General features: G+C 29.2%; 17 protein-coding genes and 1 pseudogene. 5 read left to right on the top strand and 13 right to left on the bottom strand.

The genetic code is table 11. The annotated features are described in order from the left end of the window. Nucleotides 1-22 precede the first annotated feature (22 nt). The 5 genes from ANHYDRO_RS01955 to ANHYDRO_RS01935 all read right to left on the bottom strand — a co-directional run bounded on the left by ANHYDRO_RS01955 (nucleotide 23) and on the right by ANHYDRO_RS01935 (nucleotide 5,633). A complete protein-coding gene (locus tag ANHYDRO_RS01955) occupies nucleotides 23-1,231 on the bottom strand; it encodes an ABC transporter permease (protein WP_244261615.1) in 1,209 nt (402 codons plus the stop codon). Continuing rightward, on the bottom strand, nucleotides 1,224-2,057 hold the full coding sequence (locus tag ANHYDRO_RS01950) for an ABC transporter ATP-binding protein (protein ID WP_148315709.1): 834 nt from the start codon (nucleotides 2,055-2,057) through the stop codon (nucleotides 1,224-1,226). The genes ANHYDRO_RS01955 and ANHYDRO_RS01950 overlap by 8 nt, the downstream gene beginning before the upstream one ends. Nucleotides 2,058-2,188: 131 nt before the next feature. Next, nucleotides 2,189-2,701 carry an FUSC family protein gene (locus tag ANHYDRO_RS01945; RefSeq protein ID WP_004812887.1) on the bottom strand — a complete coding sequence of 171 codons (513 nt, stop codon included), beginning with the start codon at nucleotides 2,699-2,701 and terminating at the stop codon, nucleotides 2,189-2,191. Next, nucleotides 2,698-3,558 (bottom strand): nucleoside hydrolase, encoded by an 861-nt coding sequence (locus tag ANHYDRO_RS01940; RefSeq protein WP_004812886.1) that lies wholly within the window; start codon nucleotides 3,556-3,558, stop codon nucleotides 2,698-2,700. Before ANHYDRO_RS01940 ends, ANHYDRO_RS01945 begins: the two co-directional genes overlap by 4 nt. Before the next feature lie 911 nt (nucleotides 3,559-4,469). Continuing rightward, nucleotides 4,470-5,633 (bottom strand): M20 metallopeptidase family protein, encoded by a 1,164-nt coding sequence (locus tag ANHYDRO_RS01935; RefSeq protein ID WP_004812885.1) that lies wholly within the window; start codon nucleotides 5,631-5,633, stop codon nucleotides 4,470-4,472. A 293-nt stretch (nucleotides 5,634-5,926) separates the two neighbouring features. On the opposite strand from ANHYDRO_RS01935, the gene ANHYDRO_RS01930 reads away from it, so the two are divergent. The 3 genes from ANHYDRO_RS01930 to ANHYDRO_RS01920 all read left to right on the top strand — a co-directional run bounded on the left by ANHYDRO_RS01930 (nucleotide 5,927) and on the right by ANHYDRO_RS01920 (nucleotide 10,168). Then, nucleotides 5,927-6,949 carry a PTS sugar transporter subunit IIC gene (locus ANHYDRO_RS01930; protein WP_004812884.1) on the top strand — a complete coding sequence of 341 codons (1,023 nt, stop codon included), beginning with the start codon at nucleotides 5,927-5,929 and terminating at the stop codon, nucleotides 6,947-6,949. Between the two features lie 362 nt (nucleotides 6,950-7,311). Continuing rightward, complete coding sequence (locus tag ANHYDRO_RS01925) at nucleotides 7,312-9,393, top strand: hypothetical protein (RefSeq protein WP_004812883.1); 2,082 nt, start codon at nucleotides 7,312-7,314, stop codon at nucleotides 9,391-9,393. A gap of 79 nt (nucleotides 9,394-9,472) precedes the next feature. Further along, complete coding sequence (locus tag ANHYDRO_RS01920; protein WP_162010663.1) at nucleotides 9,473-10,168, top strand: hypothetical protein; 696 nt, start codon at nucleotides 9,473-9,475, stop codon at nucleotides 10,166-10,168. Nucleotides 10,169-10,216: 48 nt separating this feature from the next. Here ANHYDRO_RS01920 and ANHYDRO_RS01915 read toward each other — a convergent pair whose 3' ends face one another. From ANHYDRO_RS01915 to gltX, 7 genes and pseudogenes are all read right to left on the bottom strand, one after another. Then, a complete protein-coding gene (locus ANHYDRO_RS01915) occupies nucleotides 10,217-10,417 on the bottom strand; it encodes a hypothetical protein (RefSeq protein WP_004812881.1) in 201 nt (66 codons plus the stop codon). A gap of 3 nt (nucleotides 10,418-10,420) precedes the next feature. Beyond that, entirely contained in the window at nucleotides 10,421-10,597 is a 177-nt protein-coding gene (locus ANHYDRO_RS10025; RefSeq protein WP_004812880.1) for a hypothetical protein, read from the bottom strand. A 589-nt stretch (nucleotides 10,598-11,186) separates the two neighbouring features. After that, complete coding sequence (locus tag ANHYDRO_RS01910) at nucleotides 11,187-12,188, bottom strand: sigma-70 family RNA polymerase sigma factor (RefSeq protein WP_004812879.1); 1,002 nt, start codon at nucleotides 12,186-12,188, stop codon at nucleotides 11,187-11,189. 83 nt (nucleotides 12,189-12,271) lie between these two features. Beyond that, nucleotides 12,272-12,802 carry an NYN domain-containing protein gene (locus ANHYDRO_RS01905; RefSeq protein ID WP_004812878.1) on the bottom strand — a complete coding sequence of 177 codons (531 nt, stop codon included), beginning with the start codon at nucleotides 12,800-12,802 and terminating at the stop codon, nucleotides 12,272-12,274. Continuing rightward, a complete protein-coding gene (gene rlmB / locus ANHYDRO_RS01900) occupies nucleotides 12,789-13,502 on the bottom strand; it encodes a 23S rRNA (guanosine(2251)-2'-O)-methyltransferase RlmB (protein ID WP_004812877.1) in 714 nt (237 codons plus the stop codon). Before rlmB ends, ANHYDRO_RS01905 begins: the two co-directional genes overlap by 14 nt. Beyond that, a pseudogene (gene cysS / locus ANHYDRO_RS01895) lies at nucleotides 13,502-14,918 on the bottom strand (cysteine--tRNA ligase). Before cysS ends, rlmB begins: the two are co-directional and overlap by 1 nt. 1 nt (nucleotide 14,919) lies before the next feature. Continuing rightward, nucleotides 14,920-16,401 carry a glutamate--tRNA ligase gene (gene gltX / locus ANHYDRO_RS01890; RefSeq protein ID WP_004812874.1) on the bottom strand — a complete coding sequence of 494 codons (1,482 nt, stop codon included), beginning with the start codon at nucleotides 16,399-16,401 and terminating at the stop codon, nucleotides 14,920-14,922. 313 nt (nucleotides 16,402-16,714) lie between these two features. Between gltX and ANHYDRO_RS01885 the strand changes: the two genes are divergently transcribed. Both ANHYDRO_RS01885 and ANHYDRO_RS01880 read left to right on the top strand, forming a co-directional pair. Next, nucleotides 16,715-17,395: a hypothetical protein gene (locus tag ANHYDRO_RS01885; RefSeq protein ID WP_004812873.1), complete on the top strand. Its 681-nt coding sequence runs from the start codon at nucleotides 16,715-16,717 to the stop codon at nucleotides 17,393-17,395. Then, complete coding sequence (locus tag ANHYDRO_RS01880; RefSeq protein ID WP_004812872.1) at nucleotides 17,392-17,970, top strand: AAA family ATPase; 579 nt, start codon at nucleotides 17,392-17,394, stop codon at nucleotides 17,968-17,970. The genes ANHYDRO_RS01885 and ANHYDRO_RS01880 overlap by 4 nt, the downstream gene beginning before the upstream one ends. Nucleotides 17,971-18,098: 128 nt before the next feature. Here the strand turns inward: ANHYDRO_RS01880 and ANHYDRO_RS10265 are convergent, their stop codons facing one another. Beyond that, nucleotides 18,099-18,260, bottom strand: coding sequence for a hypothetical protein (locus tag ANHYDRO_RS10265; RefSeq protein ID WP_004812871.1), 162 nt, complete (start codon nucleotides 18,258-18,260; stop codon nucleotides 18,099-18,101). Nucleotides 18,261-18,569: the final 309 nt, after the last annotated feature.

Below are 18,569 nucleotides of genomic sequence, written 5' to 3'. Positions count from 1 at the left end.
CGTTTTTTATTTCTTTTTCTTTTTAATTTTCAATTTTTTTTCCTCTTCCAAATAGTTTATTTGTTGAATAATTTAGGATATTTTTCTTGTAAACTCTCGCTGCAATTATATACATTAAAACAATTCCGATTAACAAAATAATTAGTGAAATCATTCCTTGGAAAAGACTTGCATTTTCGTAAATTAATCTCATTGGCATGAAGAATGTTGATAAGAATGGGATGTAGGATAGGATTTTTATAAATAAATTTGGCTCGCTTCCTACAAATGATGTGGAAATGAAATAGCAAAACATTATTATTAGCATTATTGGTGTTGCCATTTTTCCAGCGTCTTCTTGTTTTTGTACCAAAGATCCAAGCATGGCTGAAAGGATTATATATAAAATCAATCCCAAAACCATAAATAAAACTATTTCAATAACCAAGTTGGTGTTTATTCCCTTGAATAAATCTGAAATATTTATATCTAGCATTGATCTTATCTTATCATAAAAACCTGTAAATTTAATTACTGCAAATCCCACAAGTCCCAAAATTACATATATTCCAAAATGAACTAGCATGGCAAGGATTGTTCCAAAAATTTTTCCTGCCATATAGGTTCCCGCCTTAACTGATGAGAATATAAATTCTAGCATTTTTGAGCCCTTTTCTATTGCTATATCTTGCATTATTATTTGTGAGTAAAAAATCAAGACAAAATACATTATGAAAATTGTAGCAAAAAGGGCGAACATATTTCCTGGATTTTTTAAATTGTCTTTTATTTCGTGAAGATTTACCTTAGGTTTTTGGCTAATTATGGCATTTTGCTTGGCATCTATATTTGAATTTTTCAAATTTTCTTTTCTTTGCATATTCTCTGCCAAAGAATTTATGACAAGCATAGGAGTCCTTGCAGTTGTATCTCCATAATAATCAAAATTTAAAAGTCCATCTTTGTTTTTAACTTCAAGATAGGCTGAAATATCCTTATCATCAAGGGCTTTTTTGGCCTCATTTTTTTCCTTAAATTCAAAATCTACCATAGGATTATTTTGGAAATTTTTCTTATATTTTTCTTCCGTTACAACTGCGATTGTGTCTGGAGTTTTGGTTGAGTAGGAAATATAGGAAATTATCCCAATAACTACTGCCATAATGAAAGGCATCAAAACCATAATCCAAAAAGTAGGAGTTTTAAGATGTTTTTTTAGAGTATCGGTAGATACAGTCATAAACCTATTCATTTTCTTCCACCTTTCTTGCAAAAATTTCATTTAATGTTGGAGGTGATTGGTCAAAATATGGTACGAATCCAATATTATCGACAATTTTTTTGAAAATTACCTTAGCATAGTCCTCATCTTTTAAAATAAAGGTCCACTTATCACCATCTTGGGAAATCATTTCAATATTTTCATCATTTAGGAAAAACAAATCTTCGCTTGATTCAACCACAAGTTTTTTTCTTTCGTAAGAATTTCTAATTTCTTGAGGTGAACCGTTTAAAACTATATTTCCTTTTTTAAGCATGATCAATTTTTGGCAAAGACTTTCCACATTTTCCATATTGTGAGATGAAAACATAATTGTTGTTCCTTCTTTATTTACATCTTTGATTATTTTTTCCAAAAGTCTGATATTGTATGGATCAAGACCTGAAAAAGGCTCATCCAAAATTACAAATTCTGGCTTATAAATTAAAGCACATAGAAGTTGGACTTTTTGTTGGTTTCCCTTGGAAAGCTCCTTTATTTTTGATGATAATTTTCCATCAATTTCAAAATAATCAAACCATTCTTTTAATTTTTGATCTGAAATTTTTCTCATCTTATTTAATTTTGCAAAATATCTTATTTGATCTTCTACTTTTCTTTTAGGATCAAGAGACCTTTCTTCTGGCAAAAATCCAATTTTTTCCAAAGGAACTTTTGAAAATTTTTTGCCCTTATAAGTAATACTGCCCTCATATTTTGAATAAAAGTTCATTATACACCTAAAAAGTGTAGATTTTCCTGCACCATTTTGGCCTATAACTCCAAAAAGTTCCCCATCTTTTACTTCAAAATCTATTTTTTTTAAAGCATCAAGATCGCCAAAACTTTTTTTTAAGTCTTTCTACTTTTAGCATAAATACTCCTTATTTTTTTTTACCTATTTATAATTATTTTACCATATAAAATACAATAAAAAAAGATAAGAAACTATGACTTATCTTTTTCATATTTAATAAATTTTAAAATTTCAAAATCAATAGAATTAATTAAGATCGCAACCAAAACCCCAACTAGGGTATCCAAAACTCTATTTACTGCAAAATCAATGGCTCCAAAATCTTCTCCTGCATGGTTAATTGATACAGATGCCAAAACTATACACATTATAGAAATAGCATTTGGCTTTTCAAATGATGAAACTAGCCAAATCAAAAATGCCATAATCACAGAAAGCAAAAAATATTCTTCTATCTCATTTGTAAGATTTTTCTTTACAAATAAAAGATATAAAAAGCCAACAAAACCACCAATAAAAGTACCCAAAATTCTATTTAATCCAATATTAATAGATCCATTTACATCATTTTTTGTACAAATTATTGCAGCAATAGCCGAATAAAAGGGAAGAGCATGAGCCGACCTAAAATGAGATAAGGTAAAGGCAAAAAAAACTGCTAGGGAAGTTTTGAAAATTCTTTGCCCTGGTTTTTTAAATTTCATACTCCAAGCCTATCAAATAAAAAGTCAAAAAATGTTTGGTCATTTAGCCTATTTGCTACATATTTTTTGTTTTTAGAAGAAATTTCACTAATAGCTCCCCTATCAAAATCTTCATTAACCTTGATTGATTTTTCTTCAAAAATAAAGGCTTGAGGTTTTACTACCATGTAAAGCAAGATAGCAGCCTTCAATTCCCTTTCATTTTTTGGGTAAATCTTATAAATTTCCTTTATCTTATTTAAAACTGGGTCAGAAGAATTTTCTTTCAAAATCTCGTCAGGCAAGGTCAAAGAATTTGAAAGGTCAATTGGTAAAATAAAAGTTTCAATTTTTTCTTTCAAAACAATATTTGCAGCCTTTGGATCTGTAAAAAAATTAAATTCTGATGACTTGGTAATATCACCTGATGAAAAATTTGATCCTAAAATAAAAATATGGTCTATATAATCTACAAAATCATCATATTTTTCTATAGCTTTTCCTATATTTGTAAGGGGACCTGTTGCAATGATATCAAGCCTTCCGCAGTCTTTTGCCAAATTATAAAGAAAATCTTCAGGATCTTCTTCTGACAAGTAGTCATCTTCTTTATCAAAAATCACAGAATTTTCTCCCCTAGTCAAAATCTCTTGATTTTTTAAATTAAAAGATGAGCCCTGGCAAATTGGCAAAATCAAATCTTCCATACAAGTCATAGACAAAATATTTAAAGCGGCACTTTTTGCATCCATAAAAGAATTTACAGAAGAAATCCCAACAATTTCAAACTCATTAGAATTAAAAGCAAGCTTTAACATCAAAATTTCTGACAAACTAAAATTAGTATCTATATAAACAAATGGTTTTTCCTTTTCCATAATTCACTTCCTTTTATAAAAATTATACTTATATAAAGGGATTTTTCTATTGATAAAATTTAAGAATTAAAGAAATAAAAAAATTATTTGAATTACTAAAGAAATCAAAAATTAAAAAATAAATAAAACAAAAGAGATCTCTCCGCTCACTTCGCTCGGCCGAGATGGGTAATGTGTAAATATAGCTTTAAGCTAAAGTTTAAATTGTTTGACTCTTTTCTTAAATCTTTAAACTCAATAATTGAATTTGGAAATAGAATTTACAAATTAAAAATTTAAAAATAAATAAAAATATCCTTCAGCACTAAACCCAATCCCAAAATCACCCATCTCGAGCATAATCGAGATATCTAATTGATTAAATAAGGAGTAAAATTTCAAAATTTTTTTGAATAACTTAAAAATAAAATAAAAAAATAAAACAAAAAAAGAGATCTCTCGACTCATTACATTCGCTCGAGATGAGAAATAATAGAAAAGATTTTAAGCTAAAGTTTGATGTATTTGATTCATTCTTACTTATTATTTAATCTAAAATAGAATAATAAATAAAATTATAATTTAAAAAAATTCTAAAAACTTCTTCAGTATAAAATTAAAGCCAATAATTACCCATCTCGAGCCTGTCGAGAGATCTCTTTCTTAAATATCGCCTATAATTAAATAAATTATTCTAATTACAAATAAATCAAAACCTCCTTTAGCAATAAATCAAATCTAAAAACTACCCATCTCGAGCAGATAAATATGCCTTGATTTGCCATATTTATCCCTAAAACTATTGGAAAACACGAAAAAGCTGCAAAGCGATTGAGTTTTAGTAGTCGATAGATCTCATAGCTTAAATTTATAAGATAAATTCTGTACCTTAGAGAAATAAAAAATAGGCTAATAAACTTAGCCTATAAAAATTAATTATTATTTAACCAATTAATAGCACAGGTCAAAAATAAGCCTACACCTATTGGCATTGCATCTTCTGAAAAATCAACCTTTGGATTGTGGTGAGAATAATTATTTCCTGGAACTTTTGAATTTAGTAGGAAATAAACTGTAGGAACTTTTCTTGAAACAAAGGCCATATCCTCACTTGCCATTAGCCTTTCACCAGAAATCATTTCAATATCAGATGATTTTTCTACATATTCAACAAGCTCTTTTGTAAGAGATGGATCTGAATAAAGTGAAGGAACTGAGGCAAAATATCCCAAATTAACTTCACATTCACTTGCCTTTGAAACTCCTTCTACAATTTCATCAATTCTTTTTAATAATTTTTCCCTGATTTCTGGGTCATAAGTTCTCATAGTTCCTTGTAAAATTGCTGTATCAGGAATAATATTTGAATTTGAACCTGAAGAAAATTGTCCAAAAGTTAAAGTTGTGTGCTTAGAAGGATTTGCATCACGACTTATAAGTTGATTAAATTGTTGGTAAATCATAACTCCTGCATTAATTGGATCTTTGGTTGTGTGAGGATAACCACCATGTCCTCCTTGACCCTTGATTGTAACTTTAAAATTATCACAACTTGTTGCCATATATCCTTCATAATAAGAAACTGATCCAGCCTCATGAGTTAGGTTTGTGTGAAGGGCAAGTGCAACATCAACCCCATCAAGTACACCTTCTTCAATCATCATCTTTGATCCTTTAAAAATTTCTTCAGCAGGTTGGAACATAAATCTTACCTCGCCCTTAAAATCTTTTTTATGCTTTGCTAATAATTTTGCACTAATAAGACCAATTGATGTGTGAAGGTCGTGTCCACAAGTGTGGGCTACTCCCTTATTTTTTGATGAAAAATCTAGACCACTTTCCTCATCCATTGGGAGAGCATCCATATCAGCCCTTATTAAAATTCTCTTACCAGGACCCTTTTCTCCTTTGATAGTAGCTTGAACTCCACTTTCTCCAATTTCCTTTATTTCAGCCCCGATTTCTTTTAAATTTTTTATTACAAATTCCTTAGTTTGAGGTAAGACTAATCCTAATTCTGGATTTTCATGTATATGTCTACGATTTTTAACTAATTCATCTTTTAATTCTTCTGCTTCTTTAAAATAATTTATCATAATATCATCCTTTCTTTAAAATACAAAAAGCTTATATAAAAACTTATTGCTAGCAATAAAAAAGACATAATAATGAAATTTTTATTCCTTAATATTTATACCCTATTTTTTTCTTTTAATAAAAAAACTATATCCTTAATTTTTTCGATTATTTTAATATGGTTCGCCTGTATAATAGTTTGATAAAATACAAATTATCTAAATATTTATAAAAAAATAAACAAATTTTGCGAATATTTACAAATTTTTATTTATAATATAAAATTATATTTAAAGAATTTTAGGAGGGAAAAATGAAAAATTTTTTAAAAAGAAAAGGAATAAGCTTATCGGCAAAAGTTTATTTTATTGATGCCTTAGGATCAATGGCCTTTGGGCTTTTCGCAACACTTTTGGTAGGGACAATCTTAAATACAATTGGAAACTCTTTTGGAATTGACTTTTTATCTAAAACTGTCTGGCCCCTTGCCCAAGAAGCAACCGGCCCTGCAATAGCAGTTTCAATTGCCTACGCCTTAAATGCTGACAGATTAATTTTATTTTCATCAACAATAGTAGGGCTTGCCGCAAACAAATTGGGTGGACCCATGGGAGTTTTTATAGCAACACTTTTTTGTGTAGAAATTGCTAAAATGATTTCAAAAGAAACAAAAATCGATATAGTTTTGACCCCAATTGTTACAGTTTTAGTTGGAGTAATGATTGCAAATTTAGTTGGACCTTTTATCCAAACACTCATGACAAAAATCGGAATTATAATAATGGATGCAACTAAACAAAAACCTTTTATAATGGGAATAATTGTATCAGTAATAGTTGGAATAGTTTTAACACTTCCAATTTCATCAGCTGCTCTTTGTATGACCATAAGCCTTTCAGGCCTTGCCGCAGGAGCTGCAACAATTGGTTGCTGTTGCCAAATGATTGGCTTTGCAGTAATTTCATTTAAAGAAAACAAAACCCAAGGCTTAATTGCCCAAGGACTTGGAACAAGCATGTTACAAATGCCAAACATAATGAGAAATCCAAAAATATTAATCCCACCAACTCTTGCATCAGCAATCCTTGGACCAGTTTCAACAATAATTTTTAAACTAGAAAATTCCCCAATAGGAGCAGGCATGGGAACATGCGGTTTGGTAGGACAAATCTCAACCTTCACAGCAATGAACCAGGTAGGATTTTTCAAATTATTATCTGTAGTAATTTTAATGCACATAATCCTTCCAGCCATAGTTTCTTTGATAATTTATTATTTTGTAAGAAAAATAGGCTGGATAAAAGATGGAGATATGAAGTTGGATTTTTCTAAATAAAATTTATTATAAATATTTTCCAAAGTTAAAATAGACTGTAGCTTTATGCAAACAGTCTATTTTTTATTTATTATTTTATTATCTAAGTTGAAATTAATATTTTATAGATAAATAAGCTAAATATTTTAGATATATTTTTAAAAATAAAATCCATATTAGATTTTTTAAAATTTCTACATATTTTGTATAAAATCCACTTCCATAAAACCCACATATTTACTGATTTTTATAAAATAATTTTGATAAATTTGAGTGTGCAATTAAATTAAAATTTTTTATTGACTTTTTAGTTTTATTTTGGTAGAATTATTTCAACATATATGAAACATATATAATACAATATTAAACATGAGGTATAAACTATGAAAAAGAACAATAATATTTTTAAATTTGCTTTAGTCCTTGCCCTGTCGTCTAGTGTTTTATTTTCTAACACTGACAAGGTTAAGGCTGATGAAGTATCTGGACTAGATACTTCCTTAAATAATAATGAGAATTTAAAGAGCAAACAAGATACTATTAAAGAAGACATAGCAAAAAAAGAAAGTGAATTGGAAGGAAAAATCAAGGAAAAAAATAACTTGATTAAAGAGAAAAATAATAATGAGAATGAGCTTTCTAACATCAAATCAAACCATGACCAAGAAATAGAAAAAGAAAATAATAGGCTTAAAGAGCTTGATGAAAAAAAGACTTCCGAAGAAAAAAAAATTGATACCCATAGGCAAGATAAGAATAATATTGCAGATAAAAATAAAAAACTAGAAGAAGATTTAAAAAATAAAGACGAAGAAATTAAGAAAGCAAAAGAAAATATTGTTAGTGATAAGAAATTAGAGATAGAAAAAGAAATTTCTAGTAAAAAAGAAAAGCTCGAAAATTTGAATAAAGAAAAAAGGGGACTTGAAGAAAGTTTAAAATCTAATGAACAAGCTTACGCTAAGAAAAAGCAAGGCTATGTTAGGGATAAGGCTTATATTGATAAATTAAGGAAAGATTTGGAAATTTATCCTAAAAATCTTGAGAAAATAAGAGATGAAAAGAAATATTTGGATGAACAAGTTGAGAAAATCAAGGAAAAAAATAAAATCCCTCAAGAGAAAATATCAAAAGCTAAAAAACATTTGGAATCAATAAGAAAACAAAGGGATAATTTTAATAAATTAAATAAATCCAACCAAGAACAATATAATCAAAAAAGCTCAGAACTAAATGACCTTCTTAAAAAATATCCTAACTACCATAAATACTCTGATGATTATATAAAATCAAAAGAGGATGAATTTAATAGTTTAGAGAAAGAAATGGCTCCTTTTGATAATACTATAAAAAATAGCACTCAAAAAATTAAGGATAATGAAGAAAAAATTCTAAAGGCTAAAAGTGAAATTGACAGGATAAATAATCTTCTTGAAGAAAAAAGCAAACAAGTTGAGGAAAAAGAAGCAGGCCTTCAAAATAAGCAATTTGCCTTAGAAAGAGCTAAAGAGGCTAAGAAAAATTTTGAAGAAGCTTCAAAAGATAAAGCTTCACAAAATATGGATAAAAACTATCCTGATTTTGACGCAATAATTGCACAAATTGAAAAAGATATTAAAGAGGTAGAATCTCAACTAAGTAGCTTAAATGCTGAAGTTAATACACTTAAGCAAAATAGACAAGAACAAACAAATATATCTTCAAATTTAACTAATGAAAATCTAAACTTAGATAAAAATATAAATGGAGCAAGAAAATCCTTAGCTGAAAAACAAAAACAAGCGGGCCAAATTCAAAGTGAGTTAGAACAAATAGAAGAAGAAAAAAGAGAAAATGAAAATGATATAAGAAAAATTGCTGATTTAAATAAAGAAATTAAAGATTTATCTAATAGAATTAAGGGGGCAAAATCAGCTTTCGAAATCTTAGACCAACAAGAAGAGTTTGCAAATAAAACTATAGCAGAAAACAAAGTAGAAGATATTACTAACTTAATAGAAAAACAAGAAGCACTAGAAAAAGAAATCAATAGCACTGAAAAAGAAATTAATAATATAAGAAACTCCCTGCCACAGCTTGAGAAAAATCTAGATTCTGAAAAAACAGACCTTGATAATAAGGAAAAAGAAATAGCTAATCAAAGAGAAGAAGTTGAAAAAACAAGCAATGAATTAAGCCAAATCAAAAAATCAATAAAAGAAAAACAAGGTGACTTGGACTTATTAGAAAATAAAGATTTAAAATTAAAAGAATTAAAAGCCCAAAAACAAGAAATAGAAGAAAAAATCGCTGAAAATAAAGAAAAGATAAAACAATTGGATACATCAATCCAAAATAAAAATGCTATAATTAAAGATCTTGATAAGGAAATAGAAAAAGCAAAAGAAAATATCGAAAATCTAAGGAAAAATAAAGAACAGATAGAAAAAATAAAAATCTTATCCAAGAAAAAATTGACGATTTAAAGAAAAAATACTAGCCTTAGAAAAGGAAATCGAGGAATTAAAATTAAATATAGATAAAAGTAAAAAGTCTTTGCAAGCTTTGGAAAAAGAAGACAAAGGTCAAAGCAAACCAGATCAAAGTAAAGAAAAACCAAATCAAAGTAAAGAAAAACCAAATCAAGCTAAAGAAAAACCCGAAACAAAACCATCAAAAGACAAAAACTTCCAATCCTCAAAGGGTAAGCCATTAGTAAATGTAAAACCTGAATTTGACTTATCAAAATTACCTAAGAATCCAGATAAAAATAAAAATCCAGAGACGCAAAAACCTGAAAATGAAAATCCTGGAAAAGACAAAGATTCTAAGCCTGAATCTAAAAATCCTGAGAGTAAAAAACCTGAAGATAACAAAGGAAATACTCCTGAAAGTAAAAGGCCTGAAGGCAAAAAACCTGAAGATAGGAAAAGAAATATACCTGGAGCTCAAGCACCTAAAGGCAAAAGACCTGAAAATAATAAAGGAAATACTCCTGGAAGTAAAAGGCCTGAAGGTAAGAAAAGAAATATACCTGGAGCTCAAGCACCTAAAGTTAAAAAACCTGAAGATAAGAAAATAAATATAACTAGATCTCAAGCACCTAAAGTTAAAAGACTTGAAAAAACTATAGAAAATAAAAATACAAAAACATTAACAAATTCTAATCCAAAAATGGGAGTAGAAAATAATTTAATAGAAGTCTTCAGTATTTTAGGACTATCCTCAGCCCTACATTTTATAAAAAGAAAAATTAAATAATACTATAGAGTTTAAAAAAGGACTATGCAAAATATGCATAGCCCTTTTTTACTCGTCATTTTCTATATCACCTATCAAATTATTTACATCAGAAAAATCTAAAAATGTTATAAAATTCAAGATATTTGCAACAAATTTTGAGATTTTATATTCTAGGCTTTTATTGCTCTTTTTCTTATTTTTATCAGCCTGATAGACTGCAAATAAGACTACAAAGATAGTTAAGATAATTAAAATTAAATCTATCATATATTAATCTCTATTTTTTCCTGTAAATTTTTTTATACAAAAATATACAAGGGCAAAAGCAAGGTAACTTATACTTGCATTTGTATTATAAAATTCAATATCTAAGATTAGATTTAAAATTAAAGTTATAATAAAAACCAAACCCATTACTGATAAAGTTTTATTTAAAGGATTTTTCATGAACAATCTCCTTTCATTTTTTGTAGAAACATTCTTATTAAGAGCTTACCCGATATGGGCTTGATTAAACTTTTGATTTTTGAGATTTTTTTATTTATGAATTTAAAAATCGTGCCTATGGCACGATTCAGGCTGCTTACAAACTAAAAATTTGACCATTTCGACCGAGTGTAACGAGCGGAGAAATCTCATGAGATCTCTCCGTGCGTTCGTTTCACTCACTTAGTCGAGATGGTATATAGCTTAATTTTTATTTTTTAATAAATTATTATCCACATTCACACTTTGTCTACATTCTGAATCGTGCCACTGGCACGATTTTAAGCTAATTTACACTCTAATTTATCACTCTTTTTCTAATAATTTAGCATAGTATTTTATTTTGCTTTTTGTAATTCTCTGTTTTAGTCCGAGGGATAAATATTAAAAACGTGCCACTGGCACGTTTTTAAGCTAATTAACGCTAACTTATCACTCATTTTTTAATAAACTAGCATAAAGATTTATTTTGCAGAATTTTTCATCTTCGGTTTCGTTCGCGGGATAAATATTAAAAACGCCCACACAGGGGCGTTTTTAAGCTATTTATCTAATCTTGATCACTGTATTGTTTTAGTTTTCCTAGGGCTTGGTTTTCTATTTGTCTGATTCTTTCTCTTGATAGGGAATAGATTGTTCCTATTTCTTCTAGGGTTTTTGGTTTTTCGTTGTCTAGACCATACCTGTAGATTATTATTTGTTTTTCTCTATCTGACAGTTGGTCTAGGGCTTTCATTAGGAAATCTTCCATATCTTTTTTTAGGATTTGATCGTCTACTGGGATTGAATCATCTCCTACCATATCCATTAGCTCATCACCTGTTGAGTCTTCTGAGTCTAGATTTATATTTAGACTTGTAGAATTTACTTGATTTCTATTTATTAGGAATAAATCATCAGCTTGTTTTTTGTCGATTCCTTCTTGTTTTAAAATCTTATATAATTCTTCTTCGCTTGCTTCTGGATTTGCCTTTAATATTTGTTTTAGTTTGTTTAATTTTAAATATTTCCCAGCTGGTATTCTTATTGTGTGACCTTCTTTGTTGATTGCTTTTCTTATAGCCTTATCAATCCACTTGTAGGCGTAGGTTGTAAATTTGTATCCTAAGGTCAAATCAAATTTTTCAGCAGCTCTAATCATTCCAAGCATGCCTGATTGGACCAAATCTTCAAGTTCAAGGTCATTTCCGTGTGAGCGATAAAAGTATGAAGCCCTACTTCTTACAAGCCCTTGGTTTTTATCTACCAAGGCTCCAAGGGCATTTTGGTTTCCTTCTTGAAATTGTTCTACAATTTGCTCGTTTGTTAAGTCGGAAAGCCTTATTATATCACTTCTTTTTTTTGCCACTAGGGAGTTTTTTATTTTGTGTATATTTTCTTCTTCGTCATCTTCTAATTGTTCGTCTTCTAAGTATTGGTCAAATTCTTCTTTTTCGTCTTCTGTTAGGCTTTTATATAATTTTTCTGCCTCTTTTTGATCAATATCTTCTTCGTCAAAGAAATCCTTAAATTTTTCAAAGATTTCTTCATCATTAAAATTTATTTTATCCATATAACCACCATAAATTTGGTCTGCTAAGCAGCCAAGTTCTTATAAAAATGATTTGAATTTTTATAAATTGAATTTATCTACCTTTACCATTTATTTTTCCAAGTCTTTTTTATATCATCAAGTTTTTTTATTATGTGATCTGATAAGGGAAATTGCTTGAAATTATTTGAAAAGTCTTTTTTTTGACTTCTTTTTATTTTTACCCTTTTATTTAAAAGATCATTCCTAAGCTCAAGGGCAGTAATCCTACTTGCTCCTCTTTCAAAGGCAAGTGATTGGACTTGCCCATCGTCGGTTACAACTTTTACATTGTGGCGACGTGCATATTGATTGGTCATTTTTTCGATGTAGGTGTCAGCCGTTTGAAATTTTTTGGTATAGACAATCTCTACTCCTAATTTTTCAAATATATTTTCTTTTTCACCATCAGAATTATAGGCATCGAAAACTACTACAACTTTTTCATTTGAAAGAGAGGCATATTCTGCCATCTCGTCTATTAATTTTTCACGAGCAAGCTCTAGGGAATTTTCTTTTATATGATTTAAGTCAGGCCAAGAGTTTATTATGTTATAGCCATCAACATAGGTTATATTTTTTTTAGTTAAAGCCATTTTGTCTTAGACTTTCATAGATTGCGATTGCACTTGCTACCGATGCGTTTAATGAATTTATTTTGCCAAGCATGGGTATTTTTATTAGTCCATCGCAATTTTCTCTTACAAGTCTTGAAAGTCCCTTTCCTTCATTACCAACAACTAGGGCGATTTTTCCTGTAAGATCTGTTTGGGTAATATCGCCATCAGCTTCTCCAGCTAGTCCATAAACCCAAAAATTTTCTTCTTTTATTTCTTTTATGGCCCTATTTATATTTTTAACCATGGCTATGTCTATGTTGTTGATTGCTCCGGCACTTGTCTTATATACTGTTGAATTTACTTTAGCAGATCTTCTTTCTGAAATAACTATTCCATCAAATCCAAAGGCCTCTGCACTTCTAATTATTGCACCAAGATTGTGGGGATCTTCTATTTGATCTAAAATCATTAGTCTTTTTTTATCTTTTAAATCATCCAAGTCCTTGTATTTGTAATCTTCTACTTCGATTTCAACACCTTGGTGGTTGCCAGAAATTTTTGAAAAATAATCCTTGTCTTCAAAAAATATTGGCACATTTTTATCTTCTAATTTATTTATAATCTTATCAATTAACTTGTGATTTTTACCCTTGTTATCAAGGATGTGGGCTTTTTTTATATTTTCCCCTGCATCAATGGTTTCAAGTACAGATTTTCTTCCATATATGCTTGCCATTATTTAAGCTCCCACTTGGTTCCTTCTCTTGTATCTTTGATTATAATTCCCATGTCAGAAAGTTTGTCACGAATCTCATCAGCCTTTGCAAAATCTTTTGCCTTTTTAGCTTCTTTTCTCTCATCAATTAGTTTATTTATCAAATCTTCATCAAGGGAATCGTCTGTTTTTTTCCTATTTTCTATACCAAGTACATCTTCAAGTTTTATAAATAAAGCTCTTGTTTTTTCTACAAATTCTTTTGAAGAATTTGAATCTAGTTTGGTGTTAGCAAATTTTGAAATTTCAAATAAGACTGTAAGGGCATCTGCTGTGTTTAAATCATCATCCATTACTTTTCTAAAATTATTTTCAAAATTATCAAGCTCTTTTACCAAGTCTTTTTCTTCATCTTTTAAATTTCCACTTGCCTTTTCTAAAAGATCATCCATCCTAAATTTGGCATTGTTTAATCTTTCTAGGGAATTTTTGGCTTGCTCTATTATTTCTCTTGTGAAATTTATTGGAAGTCTATAACCTGCAGATAATAGCCAAAATCTTACAACCATAAGGTCGTATTCTTTTTTGATATCGTGTAGGGTAAAGAAATTTCCCAAAGACTTACTCATTTTGGTTCCATCAACTTGGATCATGCCGTTGTGCATCCAATAATTTGCAAATTTTTTGCCTGACCTTGTTTCTGATTGGGCAATTTCATTTTCGTGGTGAGGAAATTGTAAATCTTCTCCACCAGCATGAAGGTCGATTGTCTCTCCCAATAATTTTTTGCTCATGGTTGAACATTCTATATGCCAGCCCGGTCTACCCTTGCCCCAAGGAGAATCCCAAGAGATTTCTCCTTCTTTTTTGTTTTTTCCAAAGGGTAAAATCCATAGGATTTCTTTTTTTGCCCTTATCCTTATCATCTAATCTGTTTGATGCGCCTTCTCTTAAATCTTCAATATTTTTTCCTGAAAGATGGCCATAATCTTTTGCTTTTGAAATATCAAAATAAACATCTCCATCAGATTCGTATGCACAATCCTTATCTACCAATTCTTTTACAAAATCTATAATATCATCCATAGTTTCTGTAGCTTTTGGGTGAATGGTGTGCTCTTCGTCAAGATTTAAATCTTTTGCATCTTCCATATAAGCTTTTATATACTTATCTGTAACTTCCTTAGTTGATATATTTTCTTTTATGGCCTTGTTTATAATCTTATCGTCAACATCTGTAAAATTAACAACGTATTTTACATCATTTCCAAGATATCTTAAATATCTTCTCATTGTATCAAAAATTACCAAAGGACGAGCATTTCCTATGTGCATATAATCATAAACTGTAGGGCCGCATACATACATTCTTACCTTATTTTCATCGATTGTTTTGAAATCTTCTTTTTTTCTTGTGAATGTATTATATATTTTCATCTTAAAAATTTTCCTTAACGTAATTTAATCTTTCGATCATTTTTTCCTTGCCCATAATTACAAAGGCATTTACAAGTTCTGGTCCGTGAACATTTCCTGTAAGTCCTGCCCTAACTGGGAACCATAAATTCTTTCCTTTTATTCCTGTTTCTTTTTGGATAGATTTCATTATGGTTTTTGCAAAATCAAGCTCAACTTCATCAACTTCTTCAAGCTTTCCGATAAAGGCATCAAATAAAGTTTTAGCCTCATCAGTCTTTATAGCTTCAACTGCTTCATCAGTCCATTTCATATCTTTATCATCTACATAATAAACATAAGCTTCATCTTTTATATCAGAAAATTTATCAATTGCTGATTGCCAAGTAGCTGCAAGAAGATTTAATTTTTCTTCTGGATAATCTTCCCCGAAAAATCCTGCTTCAATACAATATGGTTTTATAGCAGCTGCCAAATCTTCAACGCTCATTTCTCTTACATAATGACCGTTAACCCAATCTAGTTTTCTTACATCAAAAACTGCTCCAGTTTTATTTACCCTATCAAAAGTAAATTGGTCAGCAAGTTCTTCCATTGTAAAAATTTCTTCTTCACTATCAGGTGACCATCCCAAAAGAGCCAAATAATTTATTAATCCTTCTGGTAAATATCCTCTTTCGATGAAATCTTCAACCATTCCATCTCCATTTCTCTTAGAATATTTTTTGTGATCTTTATTTAAAACTGTAGGAAGGTGGATATATTCTGGAGCCTCCCATCCAAAAGCTTGGTATAAAAATACGTGTTTTGGAGTTGATGAAATCCATTCATCCCCTCTTACAACATGGGTGATTCCCATTTCGTGATCGTCAACAATAACTGCAAAATGATAGGTTGGATATCCGTCTTCTTTTATTAAAACTTGGTCATCCATATCATTTGTATTAAAGGTAATTTTTCCCTTAATCCTATCTTCAAAAGAAATATCTGTATCTTTTGGAAGTTTTAATCTTACAGTATATTTTTCACCATTGGCAATTTTTTCTTTTGCCTCTTCTAATGTTAGTGAACGGCAAAGTCCATCATATTTTGGTGTAAGACCATCAGCTTTTTGTCTTGCTCTTAAATTATCTAGTCTTTCCTTTGAGCAGAAGCAATAATAAGCCTTGCCTTCTTCGATTAATTTTTCAATATATTTATCATAAATTCCAGCCTTAACCCTATCAGATTGGATATAAGGACCACAATTTCCTTTTTCAGTAACTTGACCATTTTCATCAAGCATAACGCCTTCGTCAATTTCAATTCCTGACCATTTTAAAGTCTTTAATAAATTTTCCAAGGCTCCTTCAACAAATCTGGTTCTGTCTGTATCTTCAATTCTTAAAAGCATTTTTCCACCAGTATGTCTTGCATAAAGGTAATTAAAAAGTGCTGTTCTAAGTCCACCGATGTGGAGGTAACCTGTTGGTGATGGTGCAAATCTAACTCTTGTTTCTGTCATAAGTCCTCCTTAAAATATTACTTTTATTATATAATATCTTGACTAATTTATAAAATCATATTTTTTCAATTTTTTCGTAAATTTATAAAAATAACGAAAAGGAAAGGGAGTGCAAAACTCACTCCCTCCTAAATACTGCTTTTATTTTAGCATAAAATATGTTTTTTTTCAAGATTTATTATCAATTACAAGGATTTATATTTTAAAAATTTTATTTTTAAATTTTATTTCAAATTTTTTTCCTCTAATATATTTATGTTATAATACGAGAAAGTGTTTCTGCTTATTCAAAAATAATTATAAGGAAAATATTATGTTAAAATCGCTAATAAAATTCAACTTCAAAATAATTTTCAAAGACAAAATTTCTATATTTTGGTCAATAATTCTTCCCCTAGTTTTTTTGCTTATTAATTCTCACAAAAAAATTGATATCAATGAAGCTTTAATCTATTGTGCCTATATAATAGTAACTTCCTATATTTATGGGGTGGGATTAAGGGCCCTAAGACAAAGAGAAAGTGGTATGTGTAAATTTATTTTCGGTTTAAATTATCAAAAAACAAAATATTTTGGGGCTCTTCTCATATCACAAATTATTTATGCAAGTCTTTGCAGCCTAATATTTTGTATTGGTGCAAGCTTTGCTCTTAAAATAAGTTTTTTAAAACTTTTTTCCTACGATATGGTATTAGTTTTCATTTTGATAAATATAGGATTTTTATCTTATAACCTAACTCTTTTAAAAGATGTCCACGTAAATTCTATATCAACTATAACTGATATTTGCGTATTTGTCGGAGTTTTTCTTTTAAATTCTCCTTCAAAAATCAATCTTATAAATCCTTTTTATCAAATATTTTTATTGATAAATGCCCTAATAGATAAAAATTTTTCCTATATAGGAACTTATATTTTAATATCTGTCTTAACTAGTGCTTTATCTCTATATTCAATAAAAAATTTCAGTCCATTTTCAAAGGAGCGTAGATGATGTTTAGTGTTTTTAATATAGAAACTTTGATTTTCAAAATAAATAGGATAGATTTTTCAGATAAAATAAATTATATTTGTGACAAAAACGGTTCAGGAAAGACTCTTTTTTTAGATGGCCTTTATTTTGATAATAAGGTTAGGATAGAACCTCATATAGACAAAAAAGATATAATCTATCTAAGCCAACATTTTTCTTTTTATGAAAGAATAAAGGTGAAAGATTTTGTGGAATTTTTTGACCAAATAAATAATGAAAATCTTCTAGAAAAAATAAGAAAAAATTCTTACATAAATAATTTTATTAATGAAAATTTCGATAAAACCCTCTACCACCTATCAGGTGGAGAATTTAAATTTTTATATTTGATTTTACTTCTATTTACTGATAAAAAATTATACTTATTAGATGAACCTTTTAATGAACTTGACAAAGAAAAAGCAAAATACATAGCGAATCTAATCAAAGATTTAAACAAAAATGGCAAAAAAATAATAATAACCAACCACTATGATTTGGGATTATTTGAAGAAAAAGATATGAAAAAAATAAGGCTATTAGACCATACAGTCTAAATAGTCCCAGTCTGTTGACAAACTAAAAATTTTCCCATTTCGAGCGAACGTAGTGAGTCGAGAAATCTAATGAGATCTCTCCGTGCGTTCGTTTCACTCACTTAGTCGAGATGGTACGTAGCTTAATTTTATTTAAATAAATTATTATCTACATTCATACTTTGTCTACGCTCTGAGGCTATTAGACCATACAGTCTAAATAGCCCTACCCTTATTTTTGAATCTAGGATTTTTTCATCTAGATTTTTTAGGGCATCTTCTAATTTTTTATCATTTTTCTTATTTCTCATGTGAGATGTTACTTTTACAAGATTTACTATGTGGCCTGATGAGTAGAGGACATTTCCCGGAACATCTAGATTTTTTTAATAATTCTATTTGTTCTTCTAGGTTTTCTCTGTTACTTGTTTCTTTAAAATATCCTTCTTCTCTCATTTTATATAATTTTGAACCTCTTTGTACGTCTGTGCTCATTATAAAAATTCCTATTGGTGGATAGAGGTTTAAAAATTTTGCCGTTTCTCTTGCGTTTTACTTTTGAATTTCCATTTCCTGGCAACTCCTTGCATTACTATAGGCGTTGTAGGTCATATTGGCCA

The sequence above is a fragment of the Anaerococcus hydrogenalis DSM 7454 genome, from assembly GCF_000173355.1.
Classification (GTDB): domain Bacteria; phylum Bacillota; class Clostridia; order Tissierellales; family Peptoniphilaceae; genus Anaerococcus; species Anaerococcus hydrogenalis.
Note: the sequence above shows the minus strand (reverse complement) of the source record. Positions and strands in the feature narration are given on the sequence as shown.

Excerpts from the sequence above, each read along its gene's own strand:
- ANHYDRO_RS01955 (WP_244261615.1), bottom strand. The coding sequence starts at position 1,231 with ATGAATAGGTTTATGACTGTATCTACCGATACTCTAAAAAAACATCTT.
- ANHYDRO_RS01915 (WP_004812881.1), bottom strand. The coding sequence starts at position 10,417 with ATGATAGATTTAATTTTAATTATCTTAACTATCTTTGTAGTCTTATTT.
- ANHYDRO_RS01905 (WP_004812878.1), bottom strand. The coding sequence starts at position 12,802 with ATGGCTTTAACTAAAAAAAATATAACCTATGTTGATGGCTATAACATA.
- ANHYDRO_RS01930 (WP_004812884.1), top strand. The coding sequence starts at position 5,927 with ATGAAAAATTTTTTAAAAAGAAAAGGAATAAGCTTATCGGCAAAAGTT.
- gltX (WP_004812874.1), bottom strand. The coding sequence starts at position 16,401 with ATGACAGAAACAAGAGTTAGATTTGCACCATCACCAACAGGTTACCTC.
- ANHYDRO_RS01945 (WP_004812887.1), bottom strand. The coding sequence starts at position 2,701 with ATGAAATTTAAAAAACCAGGGCAAAGAATTTTCAAAACTTCCCTAGCA.
- rlmB (WP_004812877.1), bottom strand. The coding sequence starts at position 13,502 with ATGGCAAGCATATATGGAAGAAAATCTGTACTTGAAACCATTGATGCA.
- ANHYDRO_RS10265 (WP_004812871.1), bottom strand. The coding sequence starts at position 18,260 with ATGAGAAATAAGAAAAATGATAAAAAATTAGAAGATGCCCTAAAAAAT.
- ANHYDRO_RS01925 (WP_004812883.1), top strand. The coding sequence starts at position 7,312 with ATGAAAAAGAACAATAATATTTTTAAATTTGCTTTAGTCCTTGCCCTG.
- ANHYDRO_RS01910 (WP_004812879.1), bottom strand. The coding sequence starts at position 12,188 with ATGGATAAAATAAATTTTAATGATGAAGAAATCTTTGAAAAATTTAAG.
- ANHYDRO_RS01935 (WP_004812885.1), bottom strand. The coding sequence starts at position 5,633 with ATGATAAATTATTTTAAAGAAGCAGAAGAATTAAAAGATGAATTAGTT.
- ANHYDRO_RS01940 (WP_004812886.1), bottom strand. The coding sequence starts at position 3,558 with ATGGAAAAGGAAAAACCATTTGTTTATATAGATACTAATTTTAGTTTG.
- ANHYDRO_RS10025 (WP_004812880.1), bottom strand. The coding sequence starts at position 10,597 with ATGAAAAATCCTTTAAATAAAACTTTATCAGTAATGGGTTTGGTTTTT.
- ANHYDRO_RS01885 (WP_004812873.1), top strand. The coding sequence starts at position 16,715 with ATGTTAAAATCGCTAATAAAATTCAACTTCAAAATAATTTTCAAAGAC.
- ANHYDRO_RS01880 (WP_004812872.1), top strand. The coding sequence starts at position 17,392 with ATGATGTTTAGTGTTTTTAATATAGAAACTTTGATTTTCAAAATAAAT.